Below are 22,526 nucleotides of genomic sequence, written 5' to 3' on the forward strand. Positions count from 1 at the left end.
AACTCCTAAAACTTTCCTAAATATATCTATAAGAACTTACAGATATATTAAATTTAATCTTTGTAAAATTTACCTATTAGTAGATATAAGGTTTATTTAAAGAAAAACAAGGAATATAAATATATTCTTTATAATTACTCAAATTATGTTGATAAGTTTTATTTGCTATAAAGCTACTTAAGACTTACTGATTTATATATAAAACCTGCTAATAAAGCCCATAAATAATTAAATACAATATTCATAACAAAAACTTCCACACCTGCATTTGATGCAAAAATACCCTTACCTGATAATGGCATAAGAACTAAAAAGTTAAAGAAAATAACAGCTAAGCCTATAACAGAGCTTTTTAAAAGAATGTTTTTTGATAAAGGTAAAGCAAATAGTATAGCCCATACACCTCCCCATACCATTAATCGATAAAGCGTATACTTAAACTGATCATCAAGCTCAATACCTTGTTGACGAACAAAGGTAAAAATAAAATATAAAACCATCGCGCTAATTAAGCCTGACACAAACCCTACAAATGAGTTATTTAGAAAATTTTTCATCATTATACCCTTCTCTTATATTTATAAATCACCTATAAGAATATAAATCTTCCTAACAGTTCAATCAAGACAAATCACCTAATAAACTAGAGAATCTCGATAAAGTTAATTAATATTTAACTATCAAAGCTTCACATAGGCTAAAGGCATGCTCAAAGATACACAAAAGAATCATTTAGCTTTAATAAATAAAGATGACTATAAAAATAGCTTTTCAGCACAAGAAATAAACACTCCAATAGGGACTATAATAGCTATAGCAGATAATAAACATTTATATACTTGCTGCCATATAAAAGACTCAAAGCTTCAATCAATAGAAAAACTTCTTAAAACATATTCTGCAAAACTCACTTTTCAAAAAAATAATATCTTAGAAAAAACTAAGTTTGAGTTAGATCAATACTTCAATAAGAGTTTAGAAAAATTCTCTATCCCACTTAAACTAACAGGTACAGAATTTCAAAAACATGTTTGGCAAGAACTATTAAAAATTCCATATGGTAAAACTATTAGTTATCAACAAGAAGCTATAAATATCGGTAAACCAACTGCTTTTAGAGCTGTTGCAAATGCTAATGGCAAGAACCTCTTACCTATAATTATACCTTGTCATAGAGTAATTAATGCTAATGGTAAACTTGGTGGTTATACAGGAGGATTAGAGAAGAAAGAATTTTTATTAACTTTAGAAAAAAATATATAAAACCACCATTTCACTCTCCAGTAGCTTTTCATTAAAAAAAGCAAGAAAATTAAATTCAACTGCTGCTAGTATCCAAATGACTAAAATCCATTTAAAAGACAAAAAAATGATCTTACTTTGTGCTACTAAAGTCAAAGCAAATATGTACGTTCTGGATGAAGATCTATTTATTGGTGTTCCTACCGAGATCTCTGCAAATGGTGTAAGACCTACAAAAATTGAGATTTCTGATAAAAAAAGAGAACAATTACAAATATCAATGGATGCAGTTAAAGAACTAAACAATGCTGCTGATGAAATTTTAGCAAAATAAATTTTTTATTAAGGATATGGATAATCCTTACCCTATCTACATCTTAAGATTCATTCTATAAAGTCAAGAATAATATTTAACTATTTAGTATTTTAAAACCGAAAAAAATTGATAAAATTTCACTAAAGCTTTTAAAGCCCAATGCCTTGTTTTCATTACTGTTCGAGCTTCAGTTTTGAAGTGCTGGCTGAGTCGGCCAACTCAGCCAGCTGCAAGTGATTAACAACTGTTGTGTGTAGTTAAACCCTTACATCAAAACAACTACTACAACCTTAAGCTCTCAAAAAGTTTAAGGAGGTGATAAGGATGCTAAAGTTATTAGTTAAAATAATTTTAAACATTCATATAATAATCATTATTCTATAAAAAAATCAAAAATAATTCTACAATTTTTACACAATTCTTTTTCTATGTAACCAAATCCACACAAGTGGAATTGCGATAATTATTACATCTGCAATAATCAAAATAGTAGTATAGCGTAAAATATCTTTAACATGTGAAAACCCTGGTGGGAATAATCCTAGTATAAAGCCTAAAGAACACATAAATATTGCTACCAAAGACATAGTTACCAATAGCCAATTAGAGTTTCTTTTACCTACATAAAACACTCTATGAGTATCTGGCTGAGTAAATCTAAGTCTAATTGCTGCTACAAATACCATAATCCATGTAACTACTGTAAATTGTGAAGTAATCGCAATCAATAAAGCAAAAGCTGCATAAACCGATGGCATTATTAAAAAAGCTGTCGACAATACTATAACTATACATACTTGTATCATTAGCATATTAACCGGCATATTAAACCTGTTTTTACCGGCCATTATTTTCGGAAAAAGCTGCTGTTCCGCTGCTGTTTGCATACCTCTAGCAGGACCTAAAACCCATGTGCTTAAAGCTGCCAACATCCCAATACTTATCATTATAACGATTAGAGGTTTAACACCACCTAAGCCAATAATACTTAAAACCTGTGAAATACCCTGTATTAGACCATTTAAGACATTTACATCTTTTACAGGAATAATAATATTTAAGCCTACTGTTGTTAGAATAGTTAAAGAAACAATTATTAAAGTAGCTATCAAAATTGACTTAGGAATATTCTTCTCTGGTTTATCAATATTTGTCATATGAAAAGCTACCGATTGGATACCTGAATATGAAGATAAAGTTTTAACTAATAAAGCATAAGTTCCTAAAGAAAATGCTGGTAAAATATCTCCAACCCCATGATACTCTAAATTACTTTGACCTGTCACTAAAAAGTAAATTGCTCCCAAGATCAATAATATACCGGGTATTATCATACCAAATACCGCACCAACGATATTTAAAATAACAACTTTTCTCAAAGGTAAACAATTAAATAAACTTATAGCGATAAATACACATACCATTACCAGCCAAAAGGAAACACTTGTATGAGCATTCTCTGCAAAACCTCGAAAGCCAATATAAGCGAAAGTCGCAACTAATGCCGTTACAGAACTAGGAAATGACACCACATTATTAAACCACTCTAGCCACATTGCAAGCACTCCGGCTTTTTCACCCAAGCCAGCCTTGACCCAACTAAACACACCACCGTTATTTTGTGTAATCATACTGCTAAGTTCTGCACATATAAGTGATGTTGGCAGTAAAAATGTAATTGCAGCAATTAGGTAAAAGAAAATACTTTGTAAGCCAATTGTCGCCATATATGCGATGGAACTTAAACTAATTATCGCCGAGATATTTAACATCGTTAGCGATAAAGTAGAAATCTTTTTATTAGATAAACTCATAAATTATTAAACCTTAAATAAGATATTCTTTAACATCTGGTCTTAAATTATATTCACTGGATAAAACTTTACCATAGGCACCTGCTGAATATATAGCTATTAGATCACCCCTTTTTAATTTAGGTAAAGGATAGTATTTAGCAAAGACATCACTTGACTCACAAATAGGACCTACAACGTGATAGTGTTGCTTATTATGTATATCATCGACTAAGCCAACTATCCTATGCTGAGCTTGATAAAGAGCAGGTCTAATTAACTCAGTCATTCCAGCATCAATTATAAGAAAGTTTGTTTCTTGGGTTGTTTTGTTAAATAATACTTGTGATAAAAGTATTCCTGATTGACCAACTAATGATCTACCTAGTTCAAAATGAAGCTTAATATCATCACTATATTCAAAGAACTGAGCAAAGCTTGCAAAAAAGTGTTCAAAATCTGTTATAGGATTTTGCTTGGGATTCTCATAATCAATGCCTAAGCCTCCACCAAAATTAATATGCTCTATATTAACTCCTTTTTGTTGTAACAGCTTAATATGTTCATTTGTCGTAATTGCCAGAGATTGGAAAACTTGATAATTTAAAATTTGTGAGCCTACATGATAATGCAAGCCAAATAAATTAATATTACTAAACTTTGCAAAATCGTTTTCTAACCATTTAAGAACATCGACAAATGCAATACCAAATTTATCATCAAATTCTCCGGTACTAATATAATGATGTGTTTGAGCATCTATATTTGGGTTTATCCTTAAACAGATATTTACTTGCTTATCTTTGCTCCTAGCAATTTCATTTACAACTTCTATTTCCTCTAGTGATTCACAATTTAAAATAAAAACATTAGAATCAATCGCTAGCTCAATTTCCCAGTCTGCTTTTCCTACCCCAGCGAACACAATACGACTTGGATCAATACCTTGTTCTAGAGCCCTTTTTATCTCGCCTCCACTTACACAATCTATGCCCATATCATATTTTTTAACAAAACTAATGATTTCAGGATTATGGTTTGCTTTTATAGCATAGTGGATTTCAGCATTGTTAAATTTTTTTTCCAATTCTACTTTTGCTCTACTAAAAGTATCATCTAGTAACTTGGTATCATAAATATAGCAAGGTGTTATTAAAGAGTTATTCTTTATATAATCAATCAATCTTTCATTATCAAAAATAATATAATCTTTCATTTTAATTTCCTTAAGACAAACATGGTAAACACCATGATTCTTGTAGTTTACAATAAATATCTTGGGGTAACTGAATTAATATAGGTGATTTACTAGCTACTAATAAATTTGTAATGTCTTTAATATCTTTTTCTGACATAGCTGTACAACCTTCTGTTCCTGTTTCTTGAGATCGCCACTCATGCATAAAAATACACGATCCTCTCCTAGGTTTGGTAGGATTTTTATTATACTGAATTTCAACCCCATACTTATACAAAGATATCTCTGACATCTTCTCAGAAGATTGCCAATCTTTTTTTACTTCATTAACATTAACTATCTGATTATAGTATTTTGAATTACTATCATCGACACATTCTATTCCTGTAGCTATGTTCACATAATCAGATTTATTAATCAGTTCCATATTTTCAAAACCAAAAATTTTACCAATATTCATAATTCCTGCTGGAGCTTTATTGTCGGATTCTTGTTTTAGTGAAGCTTTTGCTATTTTTTGAAAGGAACTATCTGCCCATGCTAAGCCTTTTTTACCAACCACAACGGGTATAGCTAACTTAATCGGCAACCAATTACCCTGCTTATCTTTATTAAAAAACCACAACTTACCCTTTACACTTTGCCAGTCATTAGTAGTAACCACGATAAGTTGATGGGCTTTTTTTATCTTTTGTATATCTATCATTTCTAAATCTGTCTTTTAAGGTTTGATTTTATTTTCACAAAATAAATCATAAGATCTTTATAATTTTTTAATTAAAGTTGAACACCAATGATACTAGTAAAATATTTGCCATAAAATCATTTCTCTGACTACTATGAATAAACTGATTCATATACCCTAATTCAATATTAGTATTCTTAGTAGCGCTATAGCCAAAACCCGCAAAAGCTCTATTTTGGATTAATGAAGCATTCTCTACAACACCATCTCCATTAAGGTTTTGGAAGTACTCATTAAAACCAATAATACTCCATTTTTTGTTTTCTGAGATTGGATATGAACCGCGAATCATTAACCTGACACGCAGAGTTAAGTAATTAGCACTTGATATTAATAGTTGTTCAAATCTAGCGCGGAAAAGATATTTAAGCTCTTTATAATCATCCTTATACAAGTACTGTTGCCAGATAGCGTTTGTATTTACTTCTTCAGGGACTAAATTCCTTGTTACTAAATAGTCTGCTCCAACCCAAAGACTATGCTTACTATTTAAACTATAACCCAAGCCGCCACGGTAAAGTGTCTGAAAAGATGTTAATGATGCATTTGCCAAACGTTCCTGATAAGTTATTTCATACAGAATCTTTGAGTAACGATCATCTACAAACCCAAGATTACCAAGAACTGTAATATTATTCCATGATTGGAAATTATCACTGTTAACAGCTTTAGCAGAATTAAGTGCAATTAGATAAAAGCCAATTATATATAGTAATTTCTTCATGGCACTTACATCTTTTAAAAAACCTGAGATTATAATTGAGATACGAATAAAGTCAAGCTTACATGAGCTGTTGTCAAAATCAATTTAACTATTAACTTAAATGTGTTTTTATTTTTATATATGAAGCTATACTATTTGATTTTTAATAATAAAGGATTATCATAGATTGATATTAAGTTTAGCTTGTATATATAGTATTATTATTGTTATATCAAGCATGTAGGGTATTTGCTCATTTAAAAATGAACAAGTAATCTCAATAAGTATAAATCACAAAGGAGATGCATAAATGAATGCTCAAAAATACATTGATAGCGTAATTGCTGATGTTGAAAAAAGAGACGGTCACGAAAAAGAATTTATTCAAGCAGTGAAAGAAGTATTCTCTACTCTTAAGCCAGCTCTAGAACAAAACCCTAAATATATTGAAGAAAATATTTTAGCACGTATGGTTGAGCCTGAAAGAGGCATCTCTTTTAGAGTACCATGGGTTGATAGAAAAGGTGATGTTCAAGTAAATAGAGGCTTTAGATATCAGTTTAACGGTGCTATTGGTCCTTTCAAAGGTGGTATTAGATTCCACCCTAGCGTATATTCAGGAATTATAAAATTCCTAGGTTTTGAGCAAGTTTTCAAAAACAGTTTAACTACACTTCCTATGGGTGGTGGTAAAGGTGGTGCTGACTTTGACCCTAAAGGCAAAACTGACCAAGAAATCATGAACTTCTGCCAAAGCTTTATGATGGAATTACAACGTCATATCGGTCCAAACATTGATGTTCCAGCTGGTGATATTGGTGTAGGCGGTAGAGAAATTGGTTATATGTACGGCCAATACAGAAGAATCCGTAACAGTTTTGAAAACGGTGTATTAACTGGTAAGTCTCTAGAATCTGGTGGTAGCTTAATCCGTCCAGAAGCTACTGGTTACGGTGCTGTCTTCTTCTTGGATGAAATGCTTAAGCATGATGGCGAAACTATGGAAGGCAAAACTATAGTAACTTCTGGTTATGGTAACGTTGCTTGGGGTGTATGTAAAAAAGTTGCGCAATTAGGTGGTAAAGTTGTTACTATCTCTGGTTCAAGGGGTTTTGTACATGATCCAGAAGGTATTACTACAGAAGAGAAAATTGAATTCTTGCTAAAAATCCGTAATGGTGAAAAAACTATGCAAGATTATGCTAAAGAATTTAATGCTAGCTGGCACCCAGGTGAGAAGCCTTGGGGTATAAAAGCTGATATAGCTATCCCTGCTGCAACTCAAAATGAGATAGATGTTGAAGAAGCTAAAAAACTTATCGAAGCTGATGTTAAATATATTGTTGAAGCTTCTAACATGCCGACTACTAATGAAGCTATAGACTTCTTAATGAAAAAAGGAGTAAACCTAGCTCCAGGTAAAGCAGCAAACGCTGGTGGTGTTGCTGTTTCAGGTTTAGAAATGTCGCAAAACTCAGCTCGTCTAGCATGGACATCTGAAGAGGTTGAAGCTAAACTACAACAAATTATGGCAAACATTTTCCATGCTTGTAAATTTGCTAGTAGTAAGTACAACCTTGGTTACAACCTGGTTGCTGGTGCTAACTTAGCTGGTTTTGAAAAAGTAGCTGAAGCTATGATCCAACAAGGTAGATATTAATAACTTTTCTTTTATTTCTTTTTCCTAAAAAATTCAAACAACTGATATACTTTCTTTTAGATAATTAATAATACAAAATATTTTTTTCTATAATGACTATACAAAATACTAAACTCGATGTAATAATAATCGGCGCAGGTGCTGCTGGGCTTATGTGTGCTATTGAGGCTGCAAAGAGAAATCGTAGCGTGCTTGTGCTAGATCATGCCAATAAAGTTGGTAAAAAAATACTAATGTCTGGTGGCGGACGTTGTAACTTTACCAACTATAATATTGCGCCTGATAGATATATCGCAGATAATCAACATTTTATGAAATCCGCCTTATCTCGCTATACTCAATGGGATTTTATATCTTTAGTAAGTGATTACCAAATACCCTTTCATGAAAAAACTCTAGGGCAACTTTTTTGTGATAATAAAGCTAAAGATATAGTTAATATACTCTTAGCTGAGTGCAAAAAATATAATGCTCAGATAAAGCTGCATACAACAGTAGAAAATATAGTCAAAAAACACGATCTATTCTATATAACTACTCAAGATAATAACTACACAAGTGAATCTATTATTATTGCTACTGGTGGGCTATCAATCCCAACAATGGGGGCTACTGGATTTGGTTATAAAGTTGCGAAAAAATTTGGTTTAAAAATAAATTCTCAAAGAGCTGGTCTAGTGCCATTTATATTCAATCAAAAAGATCAGAAAAAATTTGCCCAACTAAAAGGAATTTCTATTTTTTGTAGAGTATCTAATGATAAAACATATTTTGATGAAAATATTCTTTTTACGCATAAAGGACTAAGTGGACCAGCTATTTTACAGATATCATCATATTGGAATACTGGCGAACCTATCAAGATTGATCTATCACCAAATACTCATATTAATGAATTCTTAAGTCAAAAAAAAGCACAAGGATCAAAGTCTATTATAAAAAATATATTATCAGAGCTATTTCCAAAAAACTTTATCTCAACTTTTTTTACAGAAAAACTACTCAGTAAAAGAGCTTGTGACTTATCTACTGATGATATAGAGACTACTCATAATAGTTTACATGAATGGATTGTATATCCTCAAACTACCGAAGGATATCGCACAGCTGAGGTAACACTAGGTGGAGTTAGCTGTGATGAATTATCATCAAAAACATTAGAATCCAACAAGATCAAGGGTCTCTATTTTATTGGTGAAGTCGTTGATGTTACAGGATGGCTCGGTGGTTATAATTTTCAATGGGCTTGGGCTTCAGGATGGGCAGCTGGACAAGTTGTATAACATCAAAAGCTACGCTATAATAACCCCTTAGATACAGAGAGTTTCCATTATAGTATGAAAATCCCCGCTTCAAGAGAGCTAGCAATTAAAAAAGCTATTTTAAAAGCTATAGAGAATAATGTTAGTCCTGCTAAATTAGCAGATAATTTCGGTGTCTCTAAAAGTACAATTTACAAATACCGTAGAGAACTAGCAGATCAAGGATTCATCCAAAAAAATGAAAATGGCGTTTATATAATTTCTCCAAATAAATTCTCAATAAAACCATCAAATATTCCCAAAACGGCTGATCTTGAATTATCCTACAAAGATGAAAAAAATCTAAATCTTGAAGACAATAGATATGTACATATTAAAGATCATCATATACAAAGTACTGACGATCATGTAGATGTAGAGCCTGAAGAGTGTGAAGAAGTAGAAGTCAAAATATTAAAGAAAAAACAAAACTTCACACCACCTGAAGAACCAAGTATTGAAAACAAAGGACTTTTTAAAAAATTTTTAGATAAATTCAAAAAGAAAAAAAGCTAGTTCTTCCTTAAAAATTTAATTAAATATACTAATAAAAAAGCTGTTAATCCTAATATAAGACCTCCTACAATACTACCTAAATATAGAGGGCGCCAAAATTGGCTAACATTTTGCATAATATAACTTGCATAAACTTGCCAATCAACTATGTTAATATTTAACCCTAACAAGAAACTACCAAAAATATAATTAGCAAAATATATCGGCAACCATGTAATTGGATTACTAATCCATACACATGCTATCGCTATAGGAATATTAGCCCTTAAATAAACACACATAATAACTGTTGGCAGCATTTGAAAAGGCATAGGAATCATCATCCAGAATAAGCCGATCATTAAAGCTCTTGCAACAGAACCATAACTTAAACGCCACAGAGACTTATTAAGTAATTTCTCTTCTATAAATCTAAGACCTTTTGTTTGACCAAGAGATTTTTTTAGTTTTACAAGCTTACGGGCTTTAGAATAGTTCATGATAAACTATTTAATACTAACCATAGAGTTTTACATAATTATTATTTTAAACTAAACTAGCAAGTAGTTATAAAATAAATAGCTTAAAATATGAAAAAACAATCAATATTAATAACAGGCTGCTCCCATGGAGGCATAGGATATGCTACAGCTGCTCATCTTAAAGAGCTCGGCCATCGAGTTTTTGCATCAGCAAGAAAACAAAAAGATGTTGATGCTCTAAACTCTGAAGGCTTTGAAACATATTTAATTGATGTAACTAATTATCAAAGTATAGATGACGCTTTAGATGATATTTTAGCTAAAACCGGTGGAACCCTTGATATAGTATTTAATAATGCAGGATATGGTCAAGCAGGTGCTATAGAAGATATTGAAACGAAATTCCTAAAAGAACAGTTTGAAACAAATGTTTTTGGACTTCACTATCTAACAACAAAAGCGATGAAAATAATGCGCAAACAAGGTTATGGTAAGATAATTCAACATAGTTCTGTATTAGGGCTTGTTTCAATGAAATATCGTGGTGCCTATAATGCTAGCAAATATGCTATTGAAGGATTAACTGATACAATGCGCTTAGAGCTTCAAGGTTCAAATATATTTATAACCAGCTTAAACACAGGACCTGTAACTAGTAAGTTTAGAGAGAACTCTATCAAAACTATAAAAAATGTTGATTACGAAAACTCTGCTCATAAAAATAACTATGATAGAATTCTTGTGCGACAGAATAAACCTATACCTTTTAATGAACCTGCATTATCAGTTGCTAAAGTAGTTGAAAAGATAATTAATACTAATAAACCTAAGCCGAGATACTATATAACAAAAGCTACTTGGATTATGTCAATATTTAAAAGAATACTTTCAACCAAAACTCTTGATAAAGTTCTGGCAAAATATTGATCAATAAAAACAAATACTAGTTATACTACTTTACTTTTCTAAATTTAAATAATAACCACCCTATCAAAATAAACACAATAGGCCCTAAAATCAACTCAAATTCATATATCGCAATATCATAAAATCCTTTTAGATCTCCAGGTGGCTGAAAACTAAAGATAATACCTAAAGAAGTTGATATGAAAACTAAAGCACCTAGAATATATTTATAACTCTTATCCATAAGCTTTATGTAAGCAACTACCAAATATAGATAAGGTATAAAATAAAGTACCGTAGCCATAAGTATTAAAGCTTGATACATTAGGTTTACTGATGGTAAGAAATTGGTCAATAAAACTATCAATGTTACAAGTATTCCCATAAATATTAAAGCATTTTTAGGTGAATCATGCTTATTAGTTTTATGCAACCACTCAGGAAGTATACCTTTGGGTGTACATTTAAAAAACATAACTACTGGAGCTAAAAGCCAGATACTTACTGCAGCAAGCTCTGCAAATGTAAGTAAAAAAGCCATCAACCTTGGGAACCAATCCCAACCAAACCTATTACCTATTACTTCAAAGGCCTGCATAAGCCCAGAAGCACTATTTATCGTATCAGGTGAAGCAACTAAGTTTAAAGCAACTGTTCCTAATATATATAGCCCTAATAAAATAAAAGCTGAAATCATCAGACCATAATATAAATTACGTTTAGCATCTTTTACTGAATTTGCAAAAGTTGGAATAATTTCAATCCCCGCCATTGCAAACATAATAATTGTCAAAGTTGATAGGTTATGCCAAACATTATCATGAGGTATTATATTCCCTAGAGAAAAATCTGTAGCACTTTGCCCTACCATTAAATATGCAATAAAACCTAAAACAATAATCGCAATCGCAGGTAAAAATGAACCTAAAACACCTCCGACATCGACTAGATACTTGTTTGCTTTAAGACCATAAAAACTAATAATGGTCACTAACCAAAAAGCAGTTAAAACTACGATTGTAATATAATAGTGATTGCTAACTAAATCAGGCCTACCAATAAAGTATGCAAAATTTGTTGCTAAGAAAATAAGTACAGCAGGATAGTAAAATACGGTATTAACCCAATAGAGCCAAGCTACCATAAAACCCGCCTTTTCACCCAAGGCTCTAACAGTCCATGAGTAAATACCGCCCTCATCAGGATGTTTTTTAGATAACTGAACTGCGATCACAACAAGTGGCAAGAAAAACATTATCGCACCAAGTATCCAAAAGAATATTGCCGAAGCTCCTAAACAGGCTGCAACAGGTATCCAGCGAATACCAAAGTTAGCGGTAACTGCCATTATTGTTACATCTTTTAAACCTAAAACTTTATTATCAGTTGAGACTGAACCCATAAATAACTCTTATTTTTGTAAATTGAATAAAAGTTATTATAGGTAAATTGAAAAATATTTATATATGAGAAAGATAATTTATAGAAATATATCGATGATTTTACATCATACCCGGCATACCGCCCATGCCGCCACCCATAGGAGGCATAGCTGGAGCATTTTCTTTGATCTCACCAACCATAGCTTCTGTTGTGATCATTAGACCAGCAATTGAAGCAGCATGTTGTAAAGCTGAACGAGTAACTTTAGTTGGATCTAAAATACCCATCTCAACCATATCACCATAAGTGTCATTAGCTGCATTATAACCATGGCTACCTTCTTTCGCTTTAACTTCATTTACAACTACAGAAGACTCACCACCAGCATTTTGTACGATCTGTCTTAGAGGAGCTTCGATTGCTTTTCTAAGCAGAGCGATACCATGGTTTTGATCATCATTGTCACCAGTTAAGCCATCAAGAGCTTTTTGAGCTCTAATAAGAGCAACGCCACCACCAGCAACAATACCTTCTTCTACAGCTGCACGCGTAGCATGTAGAGCATCATCAACACGGTCTTTTTTCTCTTTCATCTCAGCTTCTGTAATAGCACCTACCTTAATTACAGCAACACCACCAGACAGCTTAGCTAATCTTTCTTGAAGCTTTTCTTTATCATAGTCAGAAGTAGCTTCAGCAACGTTTGCTTTGATCTGAGCTACTCTACTAGAGATAGCTTCTTTGTCACCAGCACCATCAATAATTGTAGTATCATCTTTAGTTACTTGTACTCTATTTGCAGTACCTAAGTGCTCCATGCCTGCTTCTTCAAGCTTCATGCCTAACTCTTCAGAGATAACTGTAGCACCAGTTAAGATAGCAATATCTTCTAACATAGCTTTTCTTCTATCACCAAATCCAGGAGCCTTAACAGCACATACTTTAACCACACCACGCATATTATTCACAACCAAAGTAGCTAGAGCTTCGCTTTCTACATCCTCAGCAATTACTAAAAGGCCTTTACCAGACTTAGAAACACCTTCTAATACTGGAAGTAATTCACGAATGTTAGAGATTTTCTTATCAACAAGTAAGATATATGGGCTCTCTAAGTCAGTAGTCATATTTTCTTGGTTTGTAGCAAAATACGGTGATAAATAACCTCTATCAAACTGCATACCTTCAACTACGTCAAGCTCATCTTCAAAGCCTTTACCTTCTTCTACAGTGATTACACCTTCTTTACCAACTTTTGCCATAGCTTCAGCAATAAGCTTACCTACTGTAGCATCAGAGTTAGCAGAAATTGTACCAACCTGCTCGATAGATTTAGCATCCGAACAAGGCTTAGAAAGTACTTTTAGCTCTTCTACTAGCTTAGCAGCTGCCTTATCGATACCTCTTTTAAGATCCATAGGATTCATGCCTGCAGCAACAGCTTTTAGACCCTCTGTAAGTAAAGCTTGAGCAAGTACAGTTGCAGTAGTTGTACCATCACCTGCTACATCAGCAGTTTTTGATGCTACTTCTTTGACTATTTGAGCACCCATATTCTCAAACTTATCTTCTAGTTCGATTTCTTTTGCTACAGACACACCATCTTTAGTAATATTTGGTGCGCCAAACGACTTATCTAAAACTACGTTACGACCTTTAGGACCTAAAGTAACTTTTACAGCGTTAGCTAAAGTATTAACACCATCAAGCATTTTTGCACGAGCTTCATCTGAAAATAAAACTTCTTTTGCCGCCATTTTTATTTCTCCTTTGAATTTTTTAAACTTTTAATGTTTCAAAACTTGTATGTCATTCTGAACTTGATTCAGAATCTCAATATCTTTAGTCCTAAGTAGTAATTGAGCAAATATCTTGAACAAGATGTTTGCTAGATTCCGTGGTCAAGCATGACGGAATGACGTACTACTTTTATAGTATTTTCAATTATCCAATAATACCCATGATATCTTCTTCTCTCATCATAAGAAGAGTCTCATCACCTGCTTTTACTTCACTACCAGAGTATTTACCAAATAGTACTTTATCACCAACTTTTACATCCATAGGTAGTGTAGTGCCATTTTCTAGCTTTTTACCATTACCAACAGCTACAACTTCACCTTCACTTGGTTTTTCTTGAGCACTACCAGTTAAGATAATCCCACCTGCAGATTTTGTTTCTTCTTCTGCACGGCGTACTAATACTCTATCTTGTAATGGACGAATGTTCATAACAATCTTACTCCTTTGTTAAATTGACTATTGTTTTTTTAAAGTTTTTGAATTTGTCTGCATCTTAGAACAATCTTAAGTTCTAAGTACCTGCAGTTCTACATATTGAGTCAAAAGATTCTTTTTCAAGAAATTTTTCTATTTTTTGTTAAAATTTAATTAACCACTTAAATATAAGGCCTTACTAAATATGAAAAAACTTATTTTTATATCAATAACTCTAATATTCTTCTCAGTAAAACTTTTTGCTTTAGATATCCAAAGCAAACAGATAGAAGTAAATAAAAATAATATCCACTACTATAAAGTTGACAACTCTAAAAGCAAGCTTAACTTAATCATGCTAACAGGCATTGGCACTACAGCTAACTTCTGGCCAAAAGACTTTATAAATAAATTGTCTCAAAAATACAACCTTTATATTCTTGATTATCGTGGTATCAATACCGATCAAGATAGTTCAAATTTAAGCTACTCTATTAATGATTTAGCTAATGATACAAATGCCTTTATCAAAAAGTTAAACTTAAAAGAAACATATCTTCTAGGGTGGTCAATGGGCTCAACAATAGCACTTCAAACAGCTTTTGATAATCCTAAGTCATATAAAAAAATCTTCTTAATATCACCTCCTCTTCCGACAAAAGTCAAAGATGATGCCAAATTTAAAAAAGCTCCAAAATTTAAAAATAATGATGATATCTATAACTATGTATTTAATAATAACCTATATCATTATACTCCTAAGAAATTGGATAATGAAAAGTCTAGATTTATAAACCCAAATATAAGTACACTTTTCCCTAGCAAAGAAGTTTACGCAAAACAAAAAATTGCTAGAAACAATTGGGTTTCAAATAAAACTTCTATTAACAATTTTATTAATATTAAAATTCCTACTGTAATCTTTTTATCAAAAAATGATCAAATAGAACATATTAATAATATTCAAAAAACTATTACTTCTGTAAAAAATAAGGATGCTGTAAGCGTAATTTATCTCAATAATTCAGGACATGCTATAGACTGGGATCAATCAACAAAAGTAGCTACAATTATTGATATTCTCGCATAAAAGAATTAATCAAGATCTTTTTTCTTAATTTTCAATATAAGCAATAAGAATAGTGCAAAAGATGATGTAATCAGCATTGTTAAAGCAATAGGTAATGCTGAAGTTGCTGGAAATGACATTGCGATGCCTACAACTATAGCACTTAATGATAACTCCATTGTGCCAAACATTGCCGAAGCTACTCCAGCGATTTCAAAAAATGGTTCCATACTTCCGCTAGCACCTGTACCAGCGGCAATAGCACAGCCAAAAGCTGCAAAAAAACAAGGTGCAAAAAACATCCAAAGACTTAAGCCAAAACCTACATAAGATGCCAAAGAAAGTATTCCCGCAACAAATACACACACAATACCAACTATAGTGGTTTTAAAAACTCCTAAATGGTTGACAATAAAGCTAGCAAATACTGCACCTATCAAATAAGCTATACCAGTAAACCCAAACATAATATAGATCTTTGTATAAGGATCTTCTAGGTATGTAATTATATATGGAATCATTGTAAAGAATATTAAAAATGCTGACATCCCAGATACAGCAGATATTGAATAAGCCCAAAACTGTAAAGATTTAGATACTGTCCAATATCTATAAATAATATCAAAAGAGAATTTTTTTCTTCTTTCAACAGGTAGACTTTCTTTAACAAAGAATATAATTATCAAAAGCGTCATTATTGATAAAATAAATAAAAATATAAAGATAGACTGCCAATTAAATAATAATGCTAAAGTCACACCTATTGGAGGTCCTAATATAGGAGACATTGAGACTATCGCATCAACTAGATTATATACCATTGAGCTTTGCTTCCCCGAAAAAACATCTCGAATAATGACAAAAGCTACTACACTTAACCCACATGCTCCCACAGCTTGAATAGCTCTTGAGAAAATTAAAAACTTTACTCCAGGAGAAAATATACAAAATAAAGTCCCAATTAAAAATAATATCGCTGACATAAAAATTACTTTATATCGTCCGATCTGATCAGATAATGGTCCTAAAATTAATTGTCCAACTCCTGAGATTATCAAAAACACTGATATTGTCATCTGAGCCATGGATTGTGTCGTATGTAAGCTTTTTCCCATAATTGGTAATACTGGGACATATGCTTCCATAGCTAACTCACAACAAAAAATTATAGGTGCTAATATTAAAACTGTTTTTAATGGCGTATGTTTCCACATATTATAAAATAACCCACTTTAAGAAAATTTGAATATATAAAATATCAAACATTTTTCTTAGAAATACAATTAAAACATTAGTATTTATTGCAAAATTTAGTGAAACTTCATTATAAATAATAAATACTTTAACTACTTACTAGAGATTTGCCCTTTTTGCTTATATTATATAGATGCTGCACCTATAGCTTAACTGGATAGAGCGTCGCCCTCCGGAGGCGGATGCGGGGGTTCGAGTCCCTCTGGGTGTGCCACTCTAATTAATCATACAGTTTCTAATTAATATATAGTAGTGCTAAAATAATAATGTAAATATATATTTAAAGGCACAAATGCTCAAAAATAATCTAAAAACTACTGTTGCTATAATTGGTGCTGGCCCCTCCGGCTCTATTGCAGCTGCTTTACTTGTTAAAAAAGGTCATAATGTAATCATTATCGAAAGACAGATATTTCCAAGATTTTCCATAGGTGAAAGTCTCTTGCCTCAATCTATGCAATATTTTGAAGAAGCTGGCATGCTTGATGTAATTAAACAACAAACAATATTTCAACATAAAAATGGTGCTGCCTTTAACAATAATAATGATGCAGTATCCATAGATTTTAACCAAAAATTTACTGCTGGATATGGAGATACTTTTCAGGTCAAAAGGGATCTTTTCGATAAAGCATTAGCCGATAGAAGCCAAGATCTTGGGGCTAAGATATTCTACAATACAGAGGTTATTGGTATATCTGAACAAATAGATAATGTATTTCTAACTGTTAAAAATTTAGAAACTCAACAACAATATATAGTACAAGCTAATTTTATACTTGATGCTAGTGGCTTTGGAAAAGTATTACCTAAACTACTTAACCTTGAAAAACCATCTAATTTTCCTATGAGACAATCATATTTTTGTCATATTAAAGATAATATTGATGATAAAAGCTTCGATAGAAATAAAATCCTAATAAGTGTTCATCCAGAGCATCAAGATATTTGGTATTGGTTAATACCCTTTGCTGATGGCACAGCTTCTCTTGGTGTAGTTGCAAAGCCAGAAAACTTTAACACTAAGCATACTAATACTCAGATTCTAAAGGATTTTGTAAAACAGATGCCTTATTTAGCAAATCTAACATCAAATTCAACATTCGAATCTGATGTCCAAACGATTAAGGGCTATTCATCAAATGTTTCTAAACTCTATGGTGATAAATTTGCTCTTCTTGGTAATGCTGCTGAATTTTTAGATCCTGTCTTTTCATCAGGTATCACAATAGCTGTTAAATCTGCATCTCTAGCAGCTAATCTTCTTGATAACCACTTAAAAGGAGTAAATGTCGATTGGCAAAAAGATTTTGTTGATGAACTATATACAGGAATTAATACTTTTAAAGAGTTTGTCAATGCTTGGTATGATGGAAGCTTACAAAACATCATATTCTATAAAAATAGTAACGCAAATATAAAAAAACAAATCATAGCAATTTTGGCAGGCTATGCTTGGGACAAAAACAACCCTTTTGTGAGAAACCCTAAACAAGGAATTAAAGCATTATCAAAACTGTGCTCATAAGAAACTATTTTATAACATCACCTTTTAATGCCACTCCTGACATCATAAGACCATTTGCACAAACATAAGTTTCATTACTTGATGTTGGATTATTTTTCCAGTTAGATTCAATATTTGCTACACCTTTTCCATCCATAGCTTTAGCCTGCTTCTCAAGATCGATCAATGCTGAGTAAAAAGCCCAATTACATGATTTTTGATAACTTTTTAGAACTCCATTGGTTCTATTACTAGTATGTATTGTCCCAACAACTGAACTTGTAAGTGGCTTAGAATCTTTGCCAAAATAAAATTTAAAATCACCTAATTGATTTTTTACTTTTTCTGGCATTAATTTCATAGCACTCTCGATACTCATATTATAAATATCATCTGATGCATAACTTGTTAAAGGTAAGATACAACAGCCAGCTACAACCAATGAAACTAAGAATCTCTTCATATTTTAATTTCCTTATTAAATTATATACCTAATTTAGATAATAAATATCATATCAAGTTTATAATTAAGAGTGTATTTTTTTGTAAAAAACTAAGCACGTATATAAGTTATAGTATTAATAAGCTTTAGAATTTTTTAAAGATTAAAGATGTATTGACTCCACCAAAAGCAAAATTATTTGTCATCACATATTCTGTATCAATATGTTGATTATTTACCAGATAATTTAAGCTAGCACATCTGGAATCTACATTTTTTAAGTTTGCATTAGAGATAAACACGCCTCTATTCATCATTTCTATAGTTAATAATGCTTCAAGAGAACCACTAGCACCTAGTGTATGACCAAAGTAACCTTTTAGTGAACTGATATTAACATCTCTATTAAAAACTTCACGTGTAGCAATACTCTCAGCAATATCTCCTATTTCAGTTGATGTTCCATGTGCATTAACATAACCAATCATATCTGGTGTGATTTGAGCATCTTCTAAAGCAAGATTTAAAGCTATTTGCATCTTTTCAGCTGTTGGTTGTGTAACATGCTGAGCATCGCAGTTTGTACCATAACCAACAACTTCAGCATAAATTTTTGCCCCTCGCTGTTGTGCATGCTCTAAAGACTCTAATATCAAAGTAGCACCACCCTCACCTATAACAAGACCATCTCTATCTCTATCAAAAGGTTTTTGTGCAATGCTTGGTGTATCATTCATCTGACTTGTAGCAAATAATGTATCAAATATAGCCACCTGACTTATACAAAGCTCTTCTGCTCCACCAGCAACCATTACATCCTGCATACCATACTTAATGGCCTCATAAGCATATCCTATTGCTTGGCTACTTGAAGTACATGCACTTGATGTTGGAATCAGCCTACCAGTTAACCCAAAAAACAAGGCAACATTTACTGCACAAGTATGGCTCATACCTTTGATATATGTTGTTGCATTTACGTTACCAATCTTTTTATCAGTCAGAATCATCAAAAGATCTGACAAAGGCTGCGGGCTACCAGAGCATGATCCATATGCTACTCCAGTTCTACCCTTAGTTAAAATATCTGTCTGATCTAGTAAACCGGCATCTTCTAGTGCTTGTTCTGTTGCGACCGTTGCTAACTTTGAAACCAACCCCATGCCGCGTACTTTTTTACGTGGATAATTTGGTGTTTTAAAATTTGTTATAGGAGCAGCAAGTTTAGTATTTAAACCTTGTATATCATCCCAAGGCATTCTTTTAATCGCAGTTTTACCTGCTAACAATGAATCAAAAATAGTATCGATATCGTTTCCAAGAGCTGTCACCCCCGACATACCTGTAACAACAACTCTATGCATTAAGCAATCCCTCCATTTACAGAAATCACCTGTCTAGTAATATAAGAAGCAGCATCCGACATTAAATATTCTGCTAGACTTGCAACTTCATCTACCTTACCGGCTCTTTTCATCGGTATATGCTTAATAATTTCATCATAATGTTCAATATCATCAGTCATCCCTGTATCAATAAGACCTGGAGCTATACAGTTTACTGTTATTTTTCTTTTAGCTAATTCAACGGCCAAAGCTTTAGTTGCGCCTATAATACCTGCTTTAGCAGCACTATAGTTAACCTGACCTCTATTACCAACAACACCAGAGACTGAAGCCATAGTAATAATTCTTCCGCCTTTTCTTAGCTGTATCATTGGCATAATACAAGGTTTCAAAACATTATAAAAACCATCAAGATTAGTATTTATAACATTTGACCACTCATCTTTTGTCATAGCAGGAAATGCAGTATCAATGCAAAGACCTGCATTATTTACCACTCCATAAAATGCGCCATAATTTTGAATATACTCAGTGATAACTTGCTCTGTTTGCTGATTATTAGAAATATCAAAGCTTATGATATCAGCTTGATATCCTTTCTCAAGAATACTATCACGAACACTTTCAGCACTAGCTTTATCTGTATTGTAATGTATAGTTATATGTCTATCTTCAGCAGCTAGTTTTAAAGCTATAGCCTTACCAATTCCTTTACTAGCCCCTGTAACTAATACCTTTTTCATCTTTTATATTTCTCTACTAATAACCTTTTCTACATCTTTATAATTCTGAGGCTGATAGGCATTAATTGTAAGTGATGCAACCTGTTGGCCATCTTGCACTACTTTACAACTAAATACTCCAGTTCCTTTATCAAGTATAATACATTCAGCAAATATCTCTAGAACACTGCCTAGCTTATAACTCTTAACATCTGTCTTATAACCTCTCACACTAAGCAAAAAAGCTATCGAAGGTTCATTGTTTTCACAATCATTTGAACTAAATTTACTAGCTTTACCATAAGAAGCTGCTGTTTGAGCCATTATCTCAATCGCAACCCAATGTGGTATACCTCTTAGATCTTTATCAAAAAAGATATTATTCTCATTTATCGTTGTCCGACAGTGAACGGTATCATTCTCAAAACTAACAAATTCATCAACAAGCCTCATTGGTGGTTTCTGAGGAATTAATTCAGCAATATTATACATTTATTTTTTTCCTATAATTACACTCACATTATTACCACCAAAAGCAAATGAATTACTCATAAAGTTTGGTTTTTGGTACCCAATATCACTAGTTATTATACCAATATCCTGAATAATATCTTCATCTGAACTATATTGCTTCGGCAATTTTTTTTGCGGATTATAAATATCTGATAAAAGTAACCAACACATTCCAACCTCTGTAGCAGCTGCTGCACCTAATGTGTGACCAGTAAGAGATTTAGTTGAACTACAAACTATTTTCGTATTAAACACATCTCTTACAGCATTACTTTCCATACTATCATTTAATATAGTTGCTGTTCCATGCAAATTTAAATAACCAATATCATCATTAGTTAAATGAGCTGACTCCAACGCTCTAATCATAGCTAACTTAGCACCTTCTCCACTAGGATCTGGGGCAGTTATATGATACCCATCTGAAGACTCTCCGACACCTAATAGTGAAATTTCTGAGCCTTCTTTAGATAAAATAAAAGCTGCAGCTCCCTCACCAATGTTTATACCTGCTCTTTTGTTATGAAAAGGTAAACATAACTCTTGTGAGATAGCATCCAAACAGTCAAAACCATTTAATGTCATTTCACAAATAGTATCACACCCAACAACAATAACAGCATCACATAAATCTTGTTTTATCAGTCTAGCTGCTGATGCAAATGCTTTGCCACTTGATGAGCAAGCTGTTGATATTGTATAAGCAACACTTTGAAGTTGATAATACTCTCTTAAAAAATCACTAAGACCCGCAGTTTCTTGCTGCTTATAATCAAATTTTTCAGGAAACTTATCTAACAAAAACTTATCAGCTAAAGCTTTTTCGCCATTATCTATACCCGAGGTACTAGTACCACAAACAATAGCTACTCTATCTACACCGTATTTATTTATAACCTTATTTATATTTTCATCTATTTGCATACAAGCATGTAAAGCCAACTGATTATTACGACACTCATATTTTTTAAATCGTTTAGGAATCTCTGGAAGAACTTTATCATCTACATAGCCAATTTTTGTCTTACGCTTAGACAAGAGTTCTTTTGTTGTTATTAAGCCAGTTTTATTACTAAGTAATGATTTTATCATCTCTTCTTTAGAAGTACCTAAGCAGTTAATAATACCTAATGAGTTAAGATAAATTCCATTACTATTCATGTCTAATTTTGGCTTTTAAATACCTAAAGCTATAAGTACAAATACAATAGTAACTAGTTTAAACATATTAA

Annotated in this window: 22 protein-coding genes, 1 tRNA gene and 1 pseudogene; 9 read left to right on the top strand and 15 right to left on the bottom strand. The window is 32.3% G+C overall.

All coding sequences use genetic code 11. The features are described from left to right. Positions 1–173: 173 nt before the first annotated feature. Complete coding sequence (locus tag F7310_RS08650; protein ID WP_072713568.1) at positions 174–557, bottom strand: membrane lipoprotein; 384 nt, start codon at positions 555–557, stop codon at positions 174–176. Positions 558–705: 148 nt separating this feature from the next. On the opposite strand from F7310_RS08650, the gene F7310_RS08655 reads away from it, so the two are divergent. Together F7310_RS08655 and F7310_RS08660 are read left to right on the top strand one after the other, a co-directional pair. Beyond that, positions 706–1,263, top strand: coding sequence for a methylated-DNA--[protein]-cysteine S-methyltransferase (locus F7310_RS08655; protein WP_072713196.1), 558 nt, complete (start codon positions 706–708; stop codon positions 1,261–1,263). 61 nt (positions 1,264–1,324) lie between these two features. Further along, a pseudogene (locus F7310_RS08660) lies at positions 1,325–1,576 on the top strand (malate dehydrogenase); the annotation flags it as partial. A gap of 392 nt (positions 1,577–1,968) precedes the next feature. On the opposite strand, the gene F7310_RS08665 reads toward F7310_RS08660, so the two are convergent. From F7310_RS08665 to F7310_RS08680, 4 genes are all read right to left on the bottom strand, one after another. Next, the gene (locus F7310_RS08665) at positions 1,969–3,372 is read right to left on the bottom strand and encodes an APC family permease (RefSeq protein WP_072713198.1); all 1,404 of its coding nucleotides are present in this window, start codon (positions 3,370–3,372) and stop codon (positions 1,969–1,971) included. A gap of 13 nt (positions 3,373–3,385) precedes the next feature. Beyond that, on the bottom strand, positions 3,386–4,567 hold the full coding sequence (gene lysA / locus F7310_RS08670) for a diaminopimelate decarboxylase (RefSeq protein ID WP_072713199.1): 1,182 nt from the start codon (positions 4,565–4,567) through the stop codon (positions 3,386–3,388). Positions 4,568–4,577: 10 nt separating this feature from the next. Then, positions 4,578–5,174 carry a L,D-transpeptidase family protein gene (locus tag F7310_RS08675; RefSeq protein ID WP_236939907.1) on the bottom strand — a complete coding sequence of 199 codons (597 nt, stop codon included), beginning with the start codon at positions 5,172–5,174 and terminating at the stop codon, positions 4,578–4,580. 148 nt (positions 5,175–5,322) lie between these two features. Beyond that, a complete protein-coding gene (locus F7310_RS08680) occupies positions 5,323–6,018 on the bottom strand; it encodes a DUF2490 domain-containing protein (protein ID WP_072713201.1) in 696 nt (231 codons plus the stop codon). A gap of 289 nt (positions 6,019–6,307) precedes the next feature. On the opposite strand from F7310_RS08680, the gene gdhA reads away from it, so the two are divergent. From gdhA to F7310_RS08695, 3 genes are all read left to right on the top strand, one after another. Beyond that, positions 6,308–7,657 (top strand): NADP-specific glutamate dehydrogenase, encoded by a 1,350-nt coding sequence (gene gdhA, locus F7310_RS08685; protein ID WP_072713202.1) that lies wholly within the window; start codon positions 6,308–6,310, stop codon positions 7,655–7,657. A 92-nt stretch (positions 7,658–7,749) separates the two neighbouring features. Further along, positions 7,750–8,940, top strand: coding sequence for a BaiN/RdsA family NAD(P)/FAD-dependent oxidoreductase (locus tag F7310_RS08690; protein WP_072713203.1), 1,191 nt, complete (start codon positions 7,750–7,752; stop codon positions 8,938–8,940). Between the two features lie 54 nt (positions 8,941–8,994). Next, positions 8,995–9,474: an HTH domain-containing protein gene (locus F7310_RS08695; protein WP_072713204.1), complete on the top strand. Its 480-nt coding sequence runs from the start codon at positions 8,995–8,997 to the stop codon at positions 9,472–9,474. Here the strand turns inward: F7310_RS08695 and F7310_RS08700 are convergent. Continuing rightward, complete coding sequence (locus F7310_RS08700) at positions 9,471–9,953, bottom strand: DUF2062 domain-containing protein (RefSeq protein ID WP_072713205.1); 483 nt, start codon at positions 9,951–9,953, stop codon at positions 9,471–9,473. The genes F7310_RS08695 and F7310_RS08700 overlap by 4 nt on opposite strands. 90 nt (positions 9,954–10,043) lie before the next feature. On the opposite strand from F7310_RS08700, the gene F7310_RS08705 reads away from it, so the two are divergent. Beyond that, positions 10,044–10,862, top strand: a complete 819-nt coding sequence (locus F7310_RS08705) for an SDR family NAD(P)-dependent oxidoreductase (protein WP_072713206.1) — start codon at positions 10,044–10,046, stop codon at positions 10,860–10,862. A 25-nt stretch (positions 10,863–10,887) separates the two neighbouring features. On the opposite strand, the gene F7310_RS08710 is transcribed toward F7310_RS08705, so the two are convergent. From F7310_RS08710 to F7310_RS08720, 3 genes are all read right to left on the bottom strand, one after another. After that, positions 10,888–12,243, bottom strand: coding sequence for an APC family permease (locus F7310_RS08710; RefSeq protein ID WP_072713207.1), 1,356 nt, complete (start codon positions 12,241–12,243; stop codon positions 10,888–10,890). Between the two features lie 100 nt (positions 12,244–12,343). Beyond that, the gene (groL, locus tag F7310_RS08715; protein ID WP_072713208.1) at positions 12,344–13,981 is read right to left on the bottom strand and encodes a chaperonin GroEL; all 1,638 of its coding nucleotides are present in this window, start codon (positions 13,979–13,981) and stop codon (positions 12,344–12,346) included. 187 nt (positions 13,982–14,168) lie between these two features. Next, entirely contained in the window at positions 14,169–14,456 is a 288-nt protein-coding gene (locus F7310_RS08720) for a co-chaperone GroES (RefSeq protein ID WP_072713209.1), read from the bottom strand. Positions 14,457–14,646: 190 nt separating this feature from the next. Between F7310_RS08720 and F7310_RS08725 the strand changes: the two genes are divergently transcribed. Continuing rightward, positions 14,647–15,531 carry an alpha/beta fold hydrolase gene (locus F7310_RS08725; protein WP_072713210.1) on the top strand — a complete coding sequence of 295 codons (885 nt, stop codon included), beginning with the start codon at positions 14,647–14,649 and terminating at the stop codon, positions 15,529–15,531. Between the two features lie 5 nt (positions 15,532–15,536). Here the strand turns inward: F7310_RS08725 and F7310_RS08730 are convergent, their stop codons facing one another. After that, positions 15,537–16,724 carry a multidrug effflux MFS transporter gene (locus tag F7310_RS08730; protein WP_072713211.1) on the bottom strand — a complete coding sequence of 396 codons (1,188 nt, stop codon included), beginning with the start codon at positions 16,722–16,724 and terminating at the stop codon, positions 15,537–15,539. Positions 16,725–16,902: 178 nt separating this feature from the next. On the opposite strand from F7310_RS08730, the gene F7310_RS08735 reads away from it, so the two are divergent. Together F7310_RS08735 and F7310_RS08740 are read left to right on the top strand one after the other, a co-directional pair. Continuing rightward, a tRNA-Arg gene (locus F7310_RS08735) sits at positions 16,903–16,978 on the top strand. 78 nt (positions 16,979–17,056) lie between these two features. Beyond that, positions 17,057–18,292 carry an NAD(P)/FAD-dependent oxidoreductase gene (locus F7310_RS08740; protein ID WP_072713212.1) on the top strand — a complete coding sequence of 412 codons (1,236 nt, stop codon included), beginning with the start codon at positions 17,057–17,059 and terminating at the stop codon, positions 18,290–18,292. Positions 18,293–18,296: 4 nt separating this feature from the next. Here F7310_RS08740 and F7310_RS08745 read toward each other — a convergent pair whose 3' ends face one another. From F7310_RS08745 to F7310_RS08765, 5 genes are all read right to left on the bottom strand, one after another. Continuing rightward, a complete protein-coding gene (locus F7310_RS08745) occupies positions 18,297–18,734 on the bottom strand; it encodes an excinuclease (RefSeq protein ID WP_072713213.1) in 438 nt (145 codons plus the stop codon). A gap of 125 nt (positions 18,735–18,859) precedes the next feature. Beyond that, positions 18,860–20,077, bottom strand: coding sequence for a beta-ketoacyl-ACP synthase (locus F7310_RS08750; protein ID WP_072713214.1), 1,218 nt, complete (start codon positions 20,075–20,077; stop codon positions 18,860–18,862). Further along, the gene (fabG, locus tag F7310_RS08755) at positions 20,077–20,802 is read right to left on the bottom strand and encodes a 3-oxoacyl-ACP reductase FabG (RefSeq protein WP_072713215.1); all 726 of its coding nucleotides are present in this window, start codon (positions 20,800–20,802) and stop codon (positions 20,077–20,079) included. Before fabG ends, F7310_RS08750 begins: the two co-directional genes overlap by 1 nt. 3 nt (positions 20,803–20,805) lie before the next feature. Further along, positions 20,806–21,273, bottom strand: coding sequence for a hotdog family protein (locus F7310_RS08760; RefSeq protein ID WP_072713216.1), 468 nt, complete (start codon positions 21,271–21,273; stop codon positions 20,806–20,808). After that, entirely contained in the window at positions 21,274–22,455 is a 1,182-nt protein-coding gene (locus F7310_RS08765; RefSeq protein WP_072713217.1) for a beta-ketoacyl-ACP synthase, read from the bottom strand. Positions 22,456–22,526 lie beyond the last annotated feature (71 nt).

The organism is Francisella uliginis (genome assembly GCF_001895265.1).
Lineage (GTDB): Bacteria > Pseudomonadota > Gammaproteobacteria > Francisellales > Francisellaceae > Francisella > Francisella uliginis.